Below are 15,218 nucleotides of genomic sequence, written 5' to 3'. Positions count from 1 at the left end.
ATCCTCACAGCGCCACCTTGCCGGGCTGTTCTTTGAACCGCACCTGCGGCGAGCGATCCACATAGACCACGTTGCCGTCCGCGATCACCGTCAGGCGTGCGGCGATGCCGTTGAACTTGTAATAGCGGTCCTTGTGCTCTCCGTTGCGCTGATGCTCGTCACCAAATACGGAAACGCTAACCAGCGACCTGGCAAAGCTCAGGTAGGTGGCGCCGTCCTTCTCGAAGACCATTTCCAGGCCGGCACTGTTCTCGCGCGGAAATTCATAATCGATCTCCGGCAAGCGCCTGACTTCGACGGCCTTGCCGTCCGCAGTCGCCGTGAACCGGTCAAGCGTCGCAAAGGACAACACGCGCTGGGCCTCGTCCCACCTCGTCCAGATCTTGCTATCGGTCTCGTCACGCAGGACCAGGTCCTTGGGCTCCTGCTCGAAGCGAATCTCGATCCGACCTTGCTTGTTGTCACGGATCGCCAGTGCTCCGAAGGCGGAGGCCAACGTCGGCCCTTCCGGCAGCGGCGTGCCAGCCACCGGCAACGTCGGCGCCGCAGGTTCTTTCGGCGCTGCAGCCTCGCTGCCCGATGTCGTCAGAGCGGCTTGCAACACTCCACCAGGTGTCGCGGCGCTTGAGCCGGCCTCAGCCACGGAGAAGCTCTTCGGGGGACCGGCACGCAGCGCGATGTTCCTGCGCGTGAAGTCCACTTCCGCGTAGAGATTGCGCTGTTCAAGCACCCGGGCGAGCGCTTGCAGCCAGTTCTCCCCGCCTCGGGTATCGAGTGCCACGTCGTCAGTCAGGGAGATATCCTTCTGGGCGGTGCCGGTCCACCCCGCCGGCGCGATCGACTTGATCATTTGGGCGAGCGGCAGGTTCGAACGGCCAGCGCGCACCAACGGCTGGCCGGCGTAGTTGCCGATCATCGCCAGTCGTCCGGAGATCGCGGCGAGACTCCGTGGCATGTCTCCCACCGGATTTGCCGGCTCGGACGTGAAGCCGTTGGCGCGCTTCCAGCGCGCGACAACCGGCTGACCACTAACTGAGTAACGGACCACCTCCGGCACGCCATCGATCACCCAGTACGGGCCATTCTGGATGGCGCCGTCGGCTTGCACGACCTGGCCGTGCCGCGGCTGGATGTAGGTCGACAGTCCATCGTTGAACACCATTGCGGGACGATCGGCGGCGCGCGCAATGACCTGGTAGTCGAAATCGAGCGGGTCGGTGTCGGCCGCCATGGCCTGCGCAGCCACCAGCGCCAGTGCAGAGAGAATGAACGACCTGATCATTGGAATTGGGCCACGTGTTTCATGAATCGGGAGAAGTACGGCCCACCGCGCTCAGGGTTCGCGCTGTGGTACCACGCCACCGCCTTCATCGGAGATCCGCTTCGTTGCAGGTTCTCTGCCAGAATGTCTTCCGCCACGCGGATGTTCGTCGCCGGCGCCAGCGCCTCCCACGGCGAGGCAAATCGCTTGCCGTGGTAGCACCAGTTCACCTGCATCAGCCCGACATCGAAATCGCAGCGCTGGTTGGCAAGAAGCCGGTTGATGGCCGCGTAGGCTTCCTCGCGCGTCGAGAAGAACATGCCGCGTCCTGCCACGTTAAGCGTCCAAGGCCAGGGCCGGCCTCGGTAAGACGACTCGTTCATGGCGATGCCCGCCGTGATCTTGGGATCCACGCGGCTGCCCATCTGCGCGAACGGCTCAGTCTTCGGCGCGCACGCCCAGCCACCGCGCCACTCCGCAATTGCTTCCTGAGCGGCGTCGTTCAACGCCGACGGGCGCAGCCAACCTTCGCGCACCAGCAATGCGGCGATCGGCACGGGCTTGCCGGCCAGTGTCACGACCGGGCCGGCTTCCGCCCCGGCATCCACCTGCGCGCCCAAGAGACGTGCCGACCACGCAAGGAACGCATCGAGTCCGCAGTACAGGACCGGCTTTCCTTCTACGGTGTGCAGCCGGGTCTGACCATCGACCTTCACCACGATGGCATTGGGGCTAATGACCGCGTCGATCGTTGCAGCGTGTGCACCGGCAGTGATGAGCTCAGTAGTCATCCAGAGCACGCACGCGAGCCGCTTAGTCACGATAGGGCTCCAGCACGATGTCATGCTTGACCTGAACCAGCATCTTCTGCCCGGGCTCGGTCGTGATGGTCGGACGGATATTCTGGTTGCGGTTCAGGATGGTCTGCGCCGTCTGCGTGGCGATTTGCCCGGCAGCGTTCCCATAGGCGACCAGTCCCGCCGGGCCGATGGTGGTGGTGGTTGGGTTATCGTTGAATCGAAGCGACAGCGCACCGATCACCAGAGCCCCGGTGAAGATCTTCAGGAAGTGGTTGTTGACGTCGCCGCTATTGCCGGCGGTGCCATCTGGGTCAGCGCCCTGCATGCCCATCAGCGGGACGGTCTTGCCGTTTGGCAGCTGCATGCGCACGAACGCCGTGAGAATGCGCTCCTGGCCGACCGCAATGTCAGCGCTGTAGATGCCAACCAGGGTGCTGCCTGCAGGAATGACCTTGCAGTTGCCTTGCACGGTGTCGTAGACGTCCTGTGACACGGTCGCGCGGAACTCGCCCGGCTTGTCCGAATTGAGCCCGCCAGCAAAGTTTGCCGGAATGACGAAGCCCCGGCTGACCGTGCATTTTGGCAGCTTGCCATCGAAGCCGGTTCGCAACGTCGTCATGCCGCCCGCGTCCCGCAGGAATTGCCGGTCACCGGACAACTGTGGCGCGGTCGCGCCTTCCTGCCCCAGTGCGGCCGCGTTGGCAGCACCCTGGCGTGCCGCCACCGCCTGCTGCAGCGCACGCATCTGAGCGGGGTCCGTGACATCGGCCATGCCGGGCGGCAGACGGCTTTGATTCAGTTGCGATTTGCGCGCGCCCGACTTGAACACTGGTGCCGTGAAGAGATCATCCTGCTCGTTCTTCTTCGGGTCCACGCTGGGATTGGCCTTCGCCCCGCCGCCCAGATCCGCTGCAGTCATCACCGGCGCCTTCGTGTCAGGGGCAATAGCGGCTTTGCGCTGCCGCTCCGCTTCGTCACGGGCCTTGTCCGCCTGGGCGCGAATCGCCGCCTCGAGGCTTTGGCCGGTATCGGCGTTGCCTGCGCGCTGCTTGATTTGATCGGCGCGCGCCTGCTCCGCCTTCGCTTCGAGTTGCTCGTCGGTGATGGTTTGGAAGTAGTAGCCCAACCCGCCAACAAGTACCGCCGAGATGCCACCGAGTGCGAACAGCACATTACGGGGGAGTTTCCCCTTGACAGTGCGCTCCTGCGCGTCGGTCACGGACGTGACCTGATCCATTTTCGTGCCGCGCATCAGAACAGCCCCAACACGCGACGCCGGCCGCGCTCGATCTTGACTTCATCGTCGCCGGCGCGAAGCACAACGGTATCGGCCAGACGCTGCACCACCAGATAGCCGCCACGGCGGATCTGGTTCACCACCACGAAGTCGCTGCCGTCCTTCACCAGGGCGACCGGCCAGCTCTGCAACGCGGCGGCAGGCAACCGTAGCCATAGCGCCTTACCATCGTCGAAAGCGGTCTCCGGCTTGAAGCTGGCGCTTCCCGAAATGGCGTATTCGAAATTCAGCTGGTCCGGCGGCACCGCCACGGCGTCGACGTTACGCGAATCGCCCTCTGTCGCCTTCCCATTGTCCGCCTGCTCGCTACGCGAGTCATTGCGGGCCTTGACCTTGGCCGAGATCGACGTCGGAATGCGGAATCGCACCTTCTGGTAAAAGATGCCGCCCAGAGGCGACGACACCAGCGTGAACTCGTAGCTTCGCTTGTTCGTGTTCACCGACAGCGTATTGACGAGGCCCGCCGCCTGCGGCTTCACGTAGAGATGGTTGGCGCCATCGGTGTCATAGTCCCAACGTACGTTCTCGCCCCAGGCGGGATCGCCAACGATCTGCTCGTCGTCCGGAAACTCGATGGTCGTGACCTTCAATGGCGCGCTCAGCACGCGGAAAATCTGGTCCCGGCTGTACGTGAACACCACGAGCCGAGAGTCACCCGGCAGCGCGATAGGATCGACACCGCCATTGAACGGATTCGCCGGATTCATGGCGTCGCTCAGGTCGCCGATACCCAGCCCGGCAATGCCAGCGCCAAGACGGCGCCCAGTCTTGTCCGCTGCGTTGCCATCCGGAATCGAAAGCAACAATGCCAGCCCTAGGGCGATGACCGGCGGGAGAACTCGGGAGGGGGTACGGGCTTCCATGGGCATAGTCGCGGCTCAGGCCGCGGATTTCTGGATCGAGAAGAAGATGGGGAACACGCCAAACGGATTCGTGCCGAGCATGGCTTCCTTGTCGGCCGGTTTGACCTGGTAGCGAAAGGTGATCGCGTACCGCTGCTTGCGCGGCTTGTACCCGTCTTCGGTTGTCGTGGTGACGAACTCGACCACGACCGTGCTGTCGGGCAGGCTTGCGATGTTGGTGAACCTGGGCTCGCGTGTGAGCGTCGGCGATGCCATCACCTGCCGGAACGGCTCATCCTCGTCCACCCATGCATTGAACTGCTCTTTCGCCGAGCCCAGCATCTGTTCTCGCACCGAACGCAGGTTCGCCGCCATGCGCGATGATTCGACCTGCGGCGTCAGGATGGGCTCGATGGTGAACCACCGCTGCACAAGATCCTTCAACGCGGCTTGCACTTGCCGTTCATCGGGGTGGAAAGCGTCCAATTCACGCGTGATGGGCTTGCCCGTCGCATCCGCCGACACGCCCACCACCTTCACCACCGACGGCGGCGGCTCCCGGGTCAGAATTGCGACGAGCGCGAGGCATGCGGCGCCGGCGGTAGCGAGCTTCCAGTGGTTGCGGTCCACGGTGATTCGCGTGGTCCGATCGAAAATGACTTGCTCCGGACGCTCTTCGCCATACATGCCCGGCGCAACGGTCAGGGGCTTGGCTTTGTCGGTGGATTTGCGAGAGAAGCGCATGTGGCGGCAGGACTTTGGGATGCCGCTAATTGAATCAGCGAATTGCGCTCTACCTGGCCTCGAAAGCTATGCCATTTTGCAGAGCTTTCCATATTTGTCGCATCGGCCTTCAATGCTAACGAGCGAACGAGTTTCCGATGCCGGTTCTGCCGATTGCACATGCTGAGCGACAGCATTGGCCCATCACCCTTCGAATGCTCAGGATTTAACCGCGCCTTTCGCTGATTTTGGAGGGAACATGTTCCTTTTCGCGACGACGGTGCCGCCACACGCTGCAGACTCGATCGAAAGCTCCTGAAAATGGCCTAGCTTTCGGTACGCAAAGTCAGGCTTTGCCCGCCAACAATAGCGGGCATGGAATCAGCGTCCGCCAACCACCCTCTTCTGCAGCTCACGCAGCTGGCCGATAGCGCCGTTTCGATGTTCTTCGAATCGCTGGCGCCGCTGCACGACGTCATCCATGCGGATGATGTCGCAGAAGTCATGATCAACCGCCACAACAGCATCTGGGTCGAGCGGCGCGGCGTCATGACCCGCCTCGATGTCGAGCTCGATCCCTTCAAGGTCGAAGGGGCAATCCGGTCTCTCGCCTCCTCCGTCGAGAAGTCCGCAGTCCGCGGGACGTCACAGGGCATCATTAACGCGGGTCACAAGGGCCTGCGGATTGCGGCGGTGATGCAGCCGACCTCGATCGATGGACACGCCCTTAGCATTCGTCGCCATCGCGAGAAGAACATGCGGTTGTCGGATTATGTTAAGGCCGGCGCCTTCTCCTCGCGACACGCGCGCACGGAAGCCGAAACACCCATTTTCACCGGTCGCGTCGAGGACGAAGCGCTCGCCCAGGCGCTTGGAGAGCTTGTCCGACAACGCAAGAACATCCTGGTCGCAGGCGGTACGTCCTCTGGCAAGACCACGCTTCTCAACGCCATGGTTGGGGAGATCCCGCCGGACGAACGCGTCATCACCATCGAGGACACGACCGAACTCAAGCCCAGCGTGCCGAACGTCGTGCGCCTGCTATCCAACGCTGACAAGGGGGTCACCACGCAGCATCTCGTTGCGCTTTCCCTGCGCTTCCGGCCCGACCGGATTCTCGTTGGTGAAGTCCGCGGCGGCGAAGCATACGACATGCTCCAGGCCTTCAACACCGGCCACGACGGTGGCATGGGATCTCTTCACGCACCAAGCCCACGCATGGCCTTGTCCCGTCTCGAAAGCATGGCCCTCCTCGGCATTCCACCCGGCTCCGGATGGAAGGTCGAGGACATGCGCCGGCTCATCGCAGACTGCATTCACTACGTGGTGCACATGAAGCGATCAGGCGACATGCGCGTGCTCTCCGAGATCATTGAGATCAAGGGCTTTCGCAACAACGACTACGAATTCCAACGCGTTTTCTAACCTCAGGAGTCCCTCCGCATGACCTCCCAGTTCTCCCTGCGCGCCCGCGCTACCGCACGCAAGTATGCGCCATCCGTCCTGTTGCTCGTCGGCATGATGGCGGTGGCCACCTCCGCCGCCGCCGCGGACGATTCGTTCCTCGGCAATCTCGGCAACTTCATCTGCGGCATCGCCACCTTCATCAACACCAAGTACCTCTTCGTCATTGGCCTGATCGTCATCGTGCTCGGCGCGTACGCCTATGCCAATGCGGAGTCGAGCCTGTCCAAGTTCATTTCGGGGGCCTGCGTGGGCGTCGGCCTCGCCGCGGCGGCACCGTCGATCCTCAAGACGCTGAATATTGTGGCCGCCTGCACCGGCTTCTGACATGCGCAAACATCATGTGAGCATCGGCTTGTCGATGCCGCGCCTGATCGCCGGCGCGGTGCGCGGACTGGCCATCGCCAACGGCACCATCGTCGCGCTGCTGATCTATGTCACATATCGCAGTGGCTGGGAGATCCCGGCTGCGATCTTCGTCAGCGGTCTTTGCAACCATGCGCTGCTGGCCTGGTTGACTAGCCGTGACCCATGGTGGAACCAGATTCTCAACGTCTACAACATGTACGGTGACCTGTACGATTCGGTCCCCTGGCACGGAAAATCTCACTCGGTCTTTCGCCGGCCTTACGGCTTTGACAGCGACCTGCCATGCTGAAACTGAAACGCCGGCCGCTGGCCGAGATCGTGCCGTGGCTCACGTCCATTACGCCGGAGCTGATCCTGAACAAGGATGGATCACTTCTGGCGACCTATGAGTTTCGTGGTGTCGACGCGGATAGCGCCGATGCCAGCGACATTACCTCGGCCCGCGATCAACTCGACCAGGCTTGCCGATCCTTCGACAACCGCATCACCGCCTGGTGGCGGCTGTCCCACCGCCGCACAACTGGCTTCATCGATGGCGATTTCAGCAACAGCGCCGACGCACGTCTGAACGCACTGAACCGTGCGCATATGACCACCGGACGTTACTTCCGGAGTACGCACGCCCTCAGCATTGCCTACACTCCCGAGTCGGGCATTGCAAAGTTCTTCGAGAAGATTGGGTATCACATGACGGTCGGGGGGCGGTCCGTGTACGGCGCCATCGTTGAGGCCGCAAAAGACACGGTTCTGTCTCGCAGCGCCTTCGCCTTCGATATGGAGAGGATGCATGCAGATACCCGGCGCTTTGAGGCCATGCTCGATGCCTTTACCGGCGGCATTCCGCGCATCAAGCCTACCCGCCTCACCATGCAGGACAGCTATGCGGCGCTTCACCAGGTCGCCAATCCTAGCGTGCCGCCGCGCCGCATCCGGTTTCCTGTCACGTTGCTCGACTCGCACCTGACGGAATCCGAAGTCACGGTGGGCGCCGAGCGATTGCTATTCGAATCCGCCCACGGCAAGCGCTATGCAGCGGTTGTCGCGGTGAAGGAATGGATGAGCTTCCAGGAAGCGGCACTTGACAGTTTGATGCACGTGGATGCCGAGTTGGATATCTGCATCATGTACCGCTTTCTGGACACCGCGCGCGCCACGGCCTACATCGAGAAGGTTCGCCGTTTCTACAAGATGGCGGCGGTGAATCTGCGCTCCATGATGAAGCAGTACGTCTCCAAGGAGGAAAGCGAGAACGACGAGGGCCGCGAGGAACTCGCCAAGGAAGCGGGCTACGCACTCAAGCGACTCACCGCCGAGGGGATCCAACACGGCTTTGCCAACATCTCGGTGATTGTCTACGCAGATTCTGAAGGTGAATGCGAGGACGCCGTCAGCGAGGTGGTCGGCGCATTGACCAACGCCGGCTTCGGGACGATCCGCGAGAAGGCGAACCTGATGCCCGCTTGGAACAGTACCCTGCCTGGTCGCTGGGACAAGCAACGCCGCCTTCAGTTCGTGGAAACGCCGGCCGTGTCCGACATCGCGCCAGTTCGCTCGGTCCTGGAAGGTCCGTCTTATAACGCGTGGCTGAGCGAGAAGACCGGAGCGGAAGTGCCTCCCCTGACCTGCCTGCCAACGCGCCACCGCACAATTCAGCGCGTCGACATGCATCAGCGCGGCGGCAATGGCCATCTGTTCGTCATCGGCCCGATCGGTGCGGGCAAATCGGTCTTCCTGAATTTCCTGGTGTCGCAAGGCGACAGGCACAAGGCGCGGCGGATTCGCTTCGACAAGGACCGTTCCACACGCATACCCACGCTGCTGAGCGGCGGCACCTTCATTGACGTCACCGGAAAGTTTCAGACCAGCACGCCGGTCAATCCGTTGTCGCTGCTGGCCGACCCGAAGAACTTCACCTACATCACCGAGTGGCTGACGCTCGCCCTCGAGGATGACGGCTTCACGCTGTCGCCTCAGCAAGTGCAGGATCTCTTTGAAGCCGTCAAGCTGCTGGCTGGCTACCCTCGCGAGCGCTGGACCCTCAGCTCGCTCTCAACGATGCTGCATGCCGACCTGCGCGAGCGGCTTCAGATCTGGCTCAAGGGTGGTCAGTACGGGCACTTCTTCGATCACGCCGAGGACGCTTTCGCGGTTAGCGACAACCTGTGTATCGAGATGGGTGAACTGTTCCAGAAGTACGAACGCGCAGCGGTGCTGTTCACCGATTATGCGTTCTACCGGATCAGTCAGTCGATGGATGGCATCCGCTACACGATCATAGAGGTCGAGGAATGCGGCTTCTTCTTCCAAAACGAGCGATTCTATCGGCGCTACGAGGATTGGATCACCACCATCCGCAAGCTCAATGGCGCCATCTGGTCCGCGACGCAGTCCCTGCGTCAGATTGCACGCGTGGCGAACTTCGAGATTCTCAAGGAAAACATCGCCAACTGGATCTACCTGCCGAACAGCCAGGCCAAGACCAGCCCCGAGCTCTACAAGGAAAAGTTCGGCCTGACCGATGACCAGGTGCAGCTGATTTCAGACGCTGTGCCTAACCGCGACTACCTCCTGATCACCAATACCCAGACCCGGATGCTGCAAACGGCATTCTCCGACGAGATGGTGGCCATGCTGCGCTCGGACGGGGTTGCGCAGTCCATCTGCGACAAGCACTACGCGTCGGGGGAAACCGATTGGCAGGACCGCTATGTGCGCGAGATGCTCGCGCGCGCCGCATAACTTTGGAGAATCTCAACGTGAAGAAGTGGATCGCCAACATCGCCATCGCAACCTCGGTCTTCGGGGCTTCGTCTGCCCACGCTGCCCTGCCGGTCACCGATTGGGTTGGCCTCGTGCAGACCACCATGACGGCAATGCAGTCGCTGAAAACCGAGGTCTACGAGAATACCAACATCATCTATCAGTACAAGATGATGGCCAACCAGCTTCTGCAGGCCACCGGTCTGGATGTGGCCGCCATTACGGAGCAACTGGACTCCATCGCCGATGACATCGGTAAGTACGAGATCTACGGCACCACGCTCAAGGACCTCTACGGCACCGTCTCGGACAATGCCGACTACCTGAAGAAGATTCATAGCATGGTCGTCGCTTCGGGAAAAACCAAGGAGCAATGGTTCGAGGACCAGCGCAATCTGTTTAGGAACGGCGACAAGACTGCCAAGGCCCTGTTCAGCCTGGGCGAGCAAATCTACAAGAATACGCAGTCAGTGGCGAAGCGCCGGCAAAGGATTCAATCGAACATTAAGCTCTCGCCGACCGCGCAAGCCGCGGCGCAGACGACCAACCAGATGCTGGACGTGCTCGCCAGCCAGAACTCGGATCTGCTGCAGCTCATGAGCGTTCGCGCTCAAGCCGACGCGGACAAGGAACAACAGAGCGTCGCGAAGGAATCGCAAAGCGCCGAGGCCATGCGCGCGATTACGATCGCGCAGGATGAAGAACTCAGGCAGCTGCGCGCCCGCGTGTTCTCCCGCAAGCTGCAAGCTGACTGATCCGGTTGCAATGAACGCCATGCTATTGCGCCTACTGGTTCTGCTTTTCACCGCGGTGCTCTTGCACACCGCCCCGGCCTTTGCTCAGTCAACGAGTCCCGAAAGCGGGCCCCCTTCGCAGTCCGAGGAGTCTGCCCAGACCCCGCCGTCATTTTCGGGTCCGACGGGCACTGTTGCCGAATCCCTCAAGAGTTGGATTGGGCAGTTCGATTCCTTCCGCACCGGCCTGATTGGGGGCGCCACCTCACTCAGTCAGAGCATCCGATCGGAGACGGACAAGGTGGCATACGGATTGGCGCTCATTACGCTGACGCTTGCCGCCATCCGGTTCGCCGCCACGAATGATCCAACCAGCGCATGGAACGACATCCTGGAAACCATCATGGTGCTAGGCATCCTCGCCTCGATCTATGTGGGATACAGCCAATTTGCGCCGGGCATCTATGATTGGTTCACGACGCTCGCCAACAAGATTGCCGGTACGCGATCCAGCAATCCGGCGATGACCCTCATCTCGGTGGGCGCGGGATTTCTGGACTCGTACAACCAGGCGATGGACGCGGCAAGCGGTCTGAGCAAGCTCGGCGTGGCGGTTTCGGGATTGATTCTTCTCTTTACGTTCGTGGTCTGCGCGGTGGCAGCGCTGATGTACAGCTTCTTCATCGCCTTGGGTGAGATTCAGGCCGCTGTGGGTATCGTGATCGGCCCCCTTGCAGTAGCCCTGGCGTTCTCCGACTACACACGGCGCTATTTCATGTCGTGGCTCGATTTCATGATCGGCGCTTCGATGTATATCGTCATCGCAACCATCATGGCGCGGCTCGTTTCAAGCGCTTTTACTTCCACCATCGTCGATCAGTCCGGCATTGGTACCAAATCCTTAGCTGGCGCCGCCTATGCCCTTGGCGTTGCCTTGTTCATGCTGCTGGTCGCACTGGAGATTCCCAAGATGGCGGGTGCGGTCTTTGGATCGGGGGGCGGCCTGAGCGGTGGCGCCGCCGCACGCCTGGGCATGAAGGCAGCTGGGGGCATCGGCGGGTTCCTCGCCAAGAAGGGTAAGAAATGACGGTCCATCTGCCCTTGCCTGCTGCGGACTTGCTGGCAGCCCACGACGGACGTCTCGCGCTGGTTCGGCAATACGCCAACGAGACGAACGAGGCAGACTTCAGAAGCAAGTGGCTGAGTGTGTTGGAACGCTGCGCCGCATGGTTCTCCAGCGTGCCGCTTCGGCCGGCCGAGCACGCCGAGCCCGGCGGGGCATTTCGTGCCACGGTCGAGGCGGCCTACTTCGCCATGCGCCTTTCCGGCGCCCAGAAATTCGGCGCGGACCAGACGTCGGAACGCCGGCGCCAGCTTGAACCTCAGTACCTGTATGCGCTCTTTCTGGCTGCCTGCTGTTCGCGACTGGACGAGCCTTGTCGCCACTTCCAGTTCTTTCGGCATCGGGATGGAGCGGAATGGGTTCCTGCCGCACACGGGGCGTTCGGCAGCTGGCTCGGCGCTGACACCTACCACGTGACGCGTCGGGAGGCAGCGTTACCGGTCGAACGGATGCGCACGGCGCTGCTCGCGCGAGAGATCCTCGGGGCAGAACGGTTGGGCGCTTTCGACAGCCACGTGCTCTCCGAACTGTTCGGCGCCATCAACCCCGATCCACGGCCGTCAGGCCTGGAGACACTCCTGCACAAGGTTGTGCGGCAAGCGATCGACACCACTACCCAGTTCGAGGTGAAGGCCCGTCGTGCCGCCTTTGCCCCAGACGCAACCCCAGCGCCGGCGGCGCAAATCCTGGCCGCCGATGGAGCCGACGCCCCGACGGCGCCAGCGAACCTTCCTCGAGCGAGCGAGGATACTGCGAAAACAGTAGCAGAAACGCCATCGCCAACGGCAGGTAGCCGTCAGGATTCGCCTGATACGGCAGATGGCTCGCCAGCGGCCAGCGAACCGCACGCGGGAGTTGAGACGTCTCGCAACGTGGTACAGCTCGACGGTGCCCGTTCGCTGCGCAAGGAGCCGACGCCCGAGGATCCCTTCAAGGCACTCGCCGGCACCTCGAACCTCATGCGCGAGTTCTTCAAGGCGCTCTCGCAGGACGCGGCCGCCGGCAAGACCAAGGTGACGCGGGTTGAGGGAAAGGTTGCCATCAGCAAGCGGTCGCTCGGCAACTATGGCATTGCCTCCGACACGCTCATTGAGCATCTGCGCAAGTTCAAGCATCTCTACAAGATCGTCGGCCAGGACATCCTGCTGCTTGACGAAGTTGGGAACCTCATCATGCCTGGCCCGCAATCCGACGCATGAATCATTACATCAACCACTTCCGCCCAATCTACGAGTTCCGGGCCGCGGTCGGCTGGGCGCTGGCGTCGGTGCTGCTGCTCGTAAGCGGCATGCCCAACGCGCCCTACTTCTCTTTGGTTTGCCTGGTATTCCTGGTCGTTCGCTCCACACAGGTGTGGCGGGCGCTGCGGTTCCGGCTTGCCATCTCCACGAAATGGCTGACCCTGACCAAGATCGATGATCTTCTAGTACAGAGCCGACGACTGCGGTCCGCCGACAAAGACGAAGATGCCATGTATTTGGGCACGGGCTACGAATGGACTCAGAAGCATTGTCAGATCGCCCACGATATCCTGCGCATGCCATCAAGCGATATCCCGGGCCTGCCAAAATGGCTGCCCAAGGACACCGTCAAAGCCATCGAGAAGGCGTTCGCCCCCGAGCACAGCATCGCGGACCGCTCGCCACAGGGCAAATCCTGGATCGGGGGCATGGAATCCCTGCGCGGCCCCGTTCCATTTCACTACAAGGCAATGGGCGGGCACACGTCGATCAGCGGAACCACGGGGTCGGGAAAGACACGGACGTTCGAGCTGATCTCGACACAGGTGATCCACAACCCCAATGACGTGTTGATCGCGATCGATCCGAAGAACGATCCCGACTGGGTGGCACGGTGTAAGCGCGAGTGCGAGCGCACCGGACGCAAGTTCTTGTACTGGAAACAGGCGGCGCCCTCGCAATCCATCCGGCTGAACCCTCTGGAGAACTGGTCCCAGCCGTCGGAAATTCCGACTCGCATCGCCCAGTTGATGGAGGAAGGTCCGTTTCGCCAGTTCGCTTTCCTGTTCATTGACCGATCCGTCAAGGGCGAGCTGTACGTGGGCGACAAGCCGAATCTCCGGTCGATCCTGCAGTACGCGCAAAACGGCATCAACAATTTGCTCGAGCGAGCACTGGAGCGATTTTTCCCTGAGGCCGGCAGGCCGGATTGGGAAGAAGAAGTCACCGCGTACATGCAGAAGGTCGCACAGAAGATGGGTGGCACGCGCCTGGATGCCATGGTCAGTATGTACATCGATCGATTCGCCAAACTCGGAAAGGGGCACGAGACGATCGATGGCCTGATTTCGACCTTTCAGCACGACCGCGACCACTATGGCCGGATCATTGCCTCTGCCCTGCCCCTTCTGCAGATGCTCGCCACCGGTGAGACCGGACTGATGCTCGCGCCCAAAGCGGACGATTTTGAGGACGACCGCGAGATCTGGGATATCGACAAGGTCATCAAGCAGAAGGCTGTGCTTTATGTCGGCGCCGATTCGCTATCCAATTCGATGGTCGCGCAGGCGGTCATGTCGATGCTGCTGGCCGACATCGCATCTGTCGCCGGCGCGATCTACAACTTTTACGCGAAGCCGCCCGAGATCGTTCTGGTTGTCGACGAAGCGGCCGAGGCTATCAACGAGCAGTTGCTCCAGCTGCTGAACAAGGGCCGCGGGGCAGGCTTTAGGGCGTTCGTGGCTTACCAGACCCGCTCGGACTTCACGGCCAAACTTGGAAACGTGGCGAAAATGCAGCAGGTCTTGGGGAATTTGAACAACCAGATCGTTTTACGCTTGGAAGACATCGACACGGCCAAGTGGTTCTCCGAGAAAGTCGGCACCACAGCCATCCGCAACCTGGTCGTCTCAAGCAGCACCAGCACCGGAACGGAGGCCCATGTCGGCGAGTTCAGCGGCTCTGTGTCTCGATCGGCTCAGCTTGAGAAGGCGCCGCTCATTCCGCACGACCTGGTCATGCAACTGCCGAACCTGCAGTACTTCCTTCGAATCTCTGGGGGCGCCGTCTACCAGGGTCGAATCCCAATTATCACGGACTAAATACCAATGCGCAGCAGCCTGTTCCGACAAATCGTCAAGGAATACAAGCTTTCGGCGAAGCTCTCGCCGGTGCTCTCGCTATCGCCGGACCTCGATGACATTTGCACGCGGCTAGTCGACTACATCGGCGTGAATTTCCGCGTCCGCGAGGAGCCGCTGGTCAAGGAAATGCTCGCCGACGGCATCACGGCGTGGCGCGCCGCCCGCAAGCACGGCGATCCCAACGTCGCTTTCATGATGGGGCTGTTCTCCCGCGCTCACGAGCTCTATGGCAAGCGCTATGCCGCGTTCAAGGGCGAAAAGTACAACGTCTGGTATCCGTTTCACGAATCCATCCCGGCGTTCGAGCAGCGCCAGCCGGAAGGCTATGTCTGCCGCGTCGTCGACGAGCCCGCGCCGGGTGAGATCACCCAACGCTGCGCAGCGTTTCAGCTCGCCGCCCGCGTCCTGACGGGTTACACCTTCACCCGCTATTTCGAGAATTACGATGTCGCTGGCAACTTTTCACACTGACGCGCGCCGGGCGGCAATCCGACTCAAACAGGCTCCCGCTCGCCTTGCGGCCAGGCTCTGTGGTGTCGACCCCGCGCTCGCGCTGCACATGCACGAATGGTTGACCGCGCCGCCGCGGGTTGCCCAGGAGATGCCCCAGTCCTTTTCCAGCGGAGCGGCTGCGGCATGCTTTGCGCTCATCAAGATTTCGGTAGACAAGCCGGCCATCTTCTGGGGCGCTCTGTTCGCTTTTCTGAGCCTGCCGCTATGGCTGGCACTGCGCTGGATCTGA

Annotated in this window: 15 protein-coding genes; 10 read left to right on the top strand and 5 right to left on the bottom strand. The window is 61.6% G+C overall.

The window, feature by feature from the left end; genetic code table 11:
- Nucleotides 1-4 precede the first annotated feature (4 nt).
- From J8I82_RS26370 to J8I82_RS26350, 5 genes are read right to left on the bottom strand one after another with little or no spacing between them, the layout of a single operon-like run.
- The gene (locus tag J8I82_RS26370; RefSeq protein ID WP_209761782.1) at nt 5-1,282 is read right to left on the bottom strand and encodes a TrbG/VirB9 family P-type conjugative transfer protein; all 1,278 of its coding nucleotides are present in this window, start codon (nt 1,280-1,282) and stop codon (nt 5-7) included.
- A complete protein-coding gene (locus J8I82_RS26365) occupies nt 1,279-2,082 on the bottom strand; it encodes a lysozyme family protein (protein WP_284183160.1) in 804 nt (267 codons plus the stop codon). The genes J8I82_RS26370 and J8I82_RS26365 overlap by 4 nt, the downstream gene beginning before the upstream one ends.
- On the bottom strand, nt 2,075-3,298 hold the full coding sequence (locus J8I82_RS26360) for a TraB/TrbI/VirB10 family type IV secretion system protein (RefSeq protein ID WP_245180136.1): 1,224 nt from the start codon (nt 3,296-3,298) through the stop codon (nt 2,075-2,077). Before J8I82_RS26360 ends, J8I82_RS26365 begins: the two co-directional genes overlap by 8 nt.
- A 14-nt stretch (nt 3,299-3,312) precedes the next feature.
- The gene (locus J8I82_RS26355; protein WP_209761780.1) at nt 3,313-4,221 is read right to left on the bottom strand and encodes a TrbG/VirB9 family P-type conjugative transfer protein; all 909 of its coding nucleotides are present in this window, start codon (nt 4,219-4,221) and stop codon (nt 3,313-3,315) included.
- A 15-nt stretch (nt 4,222-4,236) separates the two neighbouring features.
- Entirely contained in the window at nt 4,237-4,944 is a 708-nt protein-coding gene (locus J8I82_RS26350; RefSeq protein ID WP_209761779.1) for a VirB8/TrbF family protein, read from the bottom strand.
- Nucleotides 4,945-5,298: 354 nt separating this feature from the next.
- Here J8I82_RS26350 and J8I82_RS26345 point away from each other — a divergent pair, with 354 nt between their 5' ends.
- Genes J8I82_RS26345 through J8I82_RS26300 form a run of 10 tightly spaced genes read left to right on the top strand, consistent with a single transcriptional unit; the run spans nt 5,299 to nt 15,218 of the window.
- On the top strand, nt 5,299-6,348 hold the full coding sequence (locus tag J8I82_RS26345) for a TadA family conjugal transfer-associated ATPase (RefSeq protein WP_209761778.1): 1,050 nt from the start codon (nt 5,299-5,301) through the stop codon (nt 6,346-6,348).
- Between the two features lie 18 nt (nt 6,349-6,366).
- Complete coding sequence (locus J8I82_RS26340) at nt 6,367-6,714, top strand: TrbC/VirB2 family protein (protein WP_116386141.1); 348 nt, start codon at nt 6,367-6,369, stop codon at nt 6,712-6,714.
- Between the two features lies 1 nt (nt 6,715).
- The gene (locus tag J8I82_RS26335; RefSeq protein ID WP_209761777.1) at nt 6,716-7,045 is read left to right on the top strand and encodes a conjugal transfer protein; all 330 of its coding nucleotides are present in this window, start codon (nt 6,716-6,718) and stop codon (nt 7,043-7,045) included.
- Nucleotides 7,039-9,495, top strand: coding sequence for a VirB4 family type IV secretion system protein (locus J8I82_RS26330; RefSeq protein ID WP_209761776.1), 2,457 nt, complete (start codon nt 7,039-7,041; stop codon nt 9,493-9,495). Before J8I82_RS26335 ends, J8I82_RS26330 begins: the two co-directional genes overlap by 7 nt.
- A gap of 17 nt (nt 9,496-9,512) precedes the next feature.
- Nucleotides 9,513-10,271 (top strand): TrbJ/VirB5 family protein, encoded by a 759-nt coding sequence (locus J8I82_RS26325; RefSeq protein ID WP_209761775.1) that lies wholly within the window; start codon nt 9,513-9,515, stop codon nt 10,269-10,271.
- Nucleotides 10,272-10,281: 10 nt separating this feature from the next.
- On the top strand, nt 10,282-11,337 hold the full coding sequence (locus J8I82_RS26320; protein ID WP_209761774.1) for a TrbL/VirB6 family protein: 1,056 nt from the start codon (nt 10,282-10,284) through the stop codon (nt 11,335-11,337).
- On the top strand, nt 11,334-12,572 hold the full coding sequence (locus J8I82_RS26315; RefSeq protein ID WP_209761773.1) for a TraI domain-containing protein: 1,239 nt from the start codon (nt 11,334-11,336) through the stop codon (nt 12,570-12,572). Before J8I82_RS26320 ends, J8I82_RS26315 begins: the two co-directional genes overlap by 4 nt.
- A complete protein-coding gene (gene traD / locus J8I82_RS26310) occupies nt 12,569-14,434 on the top strand; it encodes a conjugative transfer system coupling protein TraD (protein WP_209761772.1) in 1,866 nt (621 codons plus the stop codon). Before J8I82_RS26315 ends, traD begins: the two co-directional genes overlap by 4 nt.
- Nucleotides 14,435-14,440: 6 nt before the next feature.
- The gene (locus tag J8I82_RS26305; protein WP_209761771.1) at nt 14,441-14,947 is read left to right on the top strand and encodes a hypothetical protein; all 507 of its coding nucleotides are present in this window, start codon (nt 14,441-14,443) and stop codon (nt 14,945-14,947) included.
- Nucleotides 14,922-15,218, top strand: coding sequence for a hypothetical protein (locus J8I82_RS26300; RefSeq protein WP_209761770.1), 297 nt, complete (start codon nt 14,922-14,924; stop codon nt 15,216-15,218). The genes J8I82_RS26305 and J8I82_RS26300 overlap by 26 nt, the downstream gene beginning before the upstream one ends.

Origin of the sequence: Cupriavidus consociatus, assembly GCF_017814975.1 — a bacterium.
In the GTDB taxonomy this organism is placed as follows: Bacteria; Pseudomonadota; Gammaproteobacteria; order Burkholderiales; family Burkholderiaceae; genus Cupriavidus; species Cupriavidus consociatus.
Note: the sequence above shows the minus strand (reverse complement) of the source record. Positions and strands in the feature narration are given on the sequence as shown.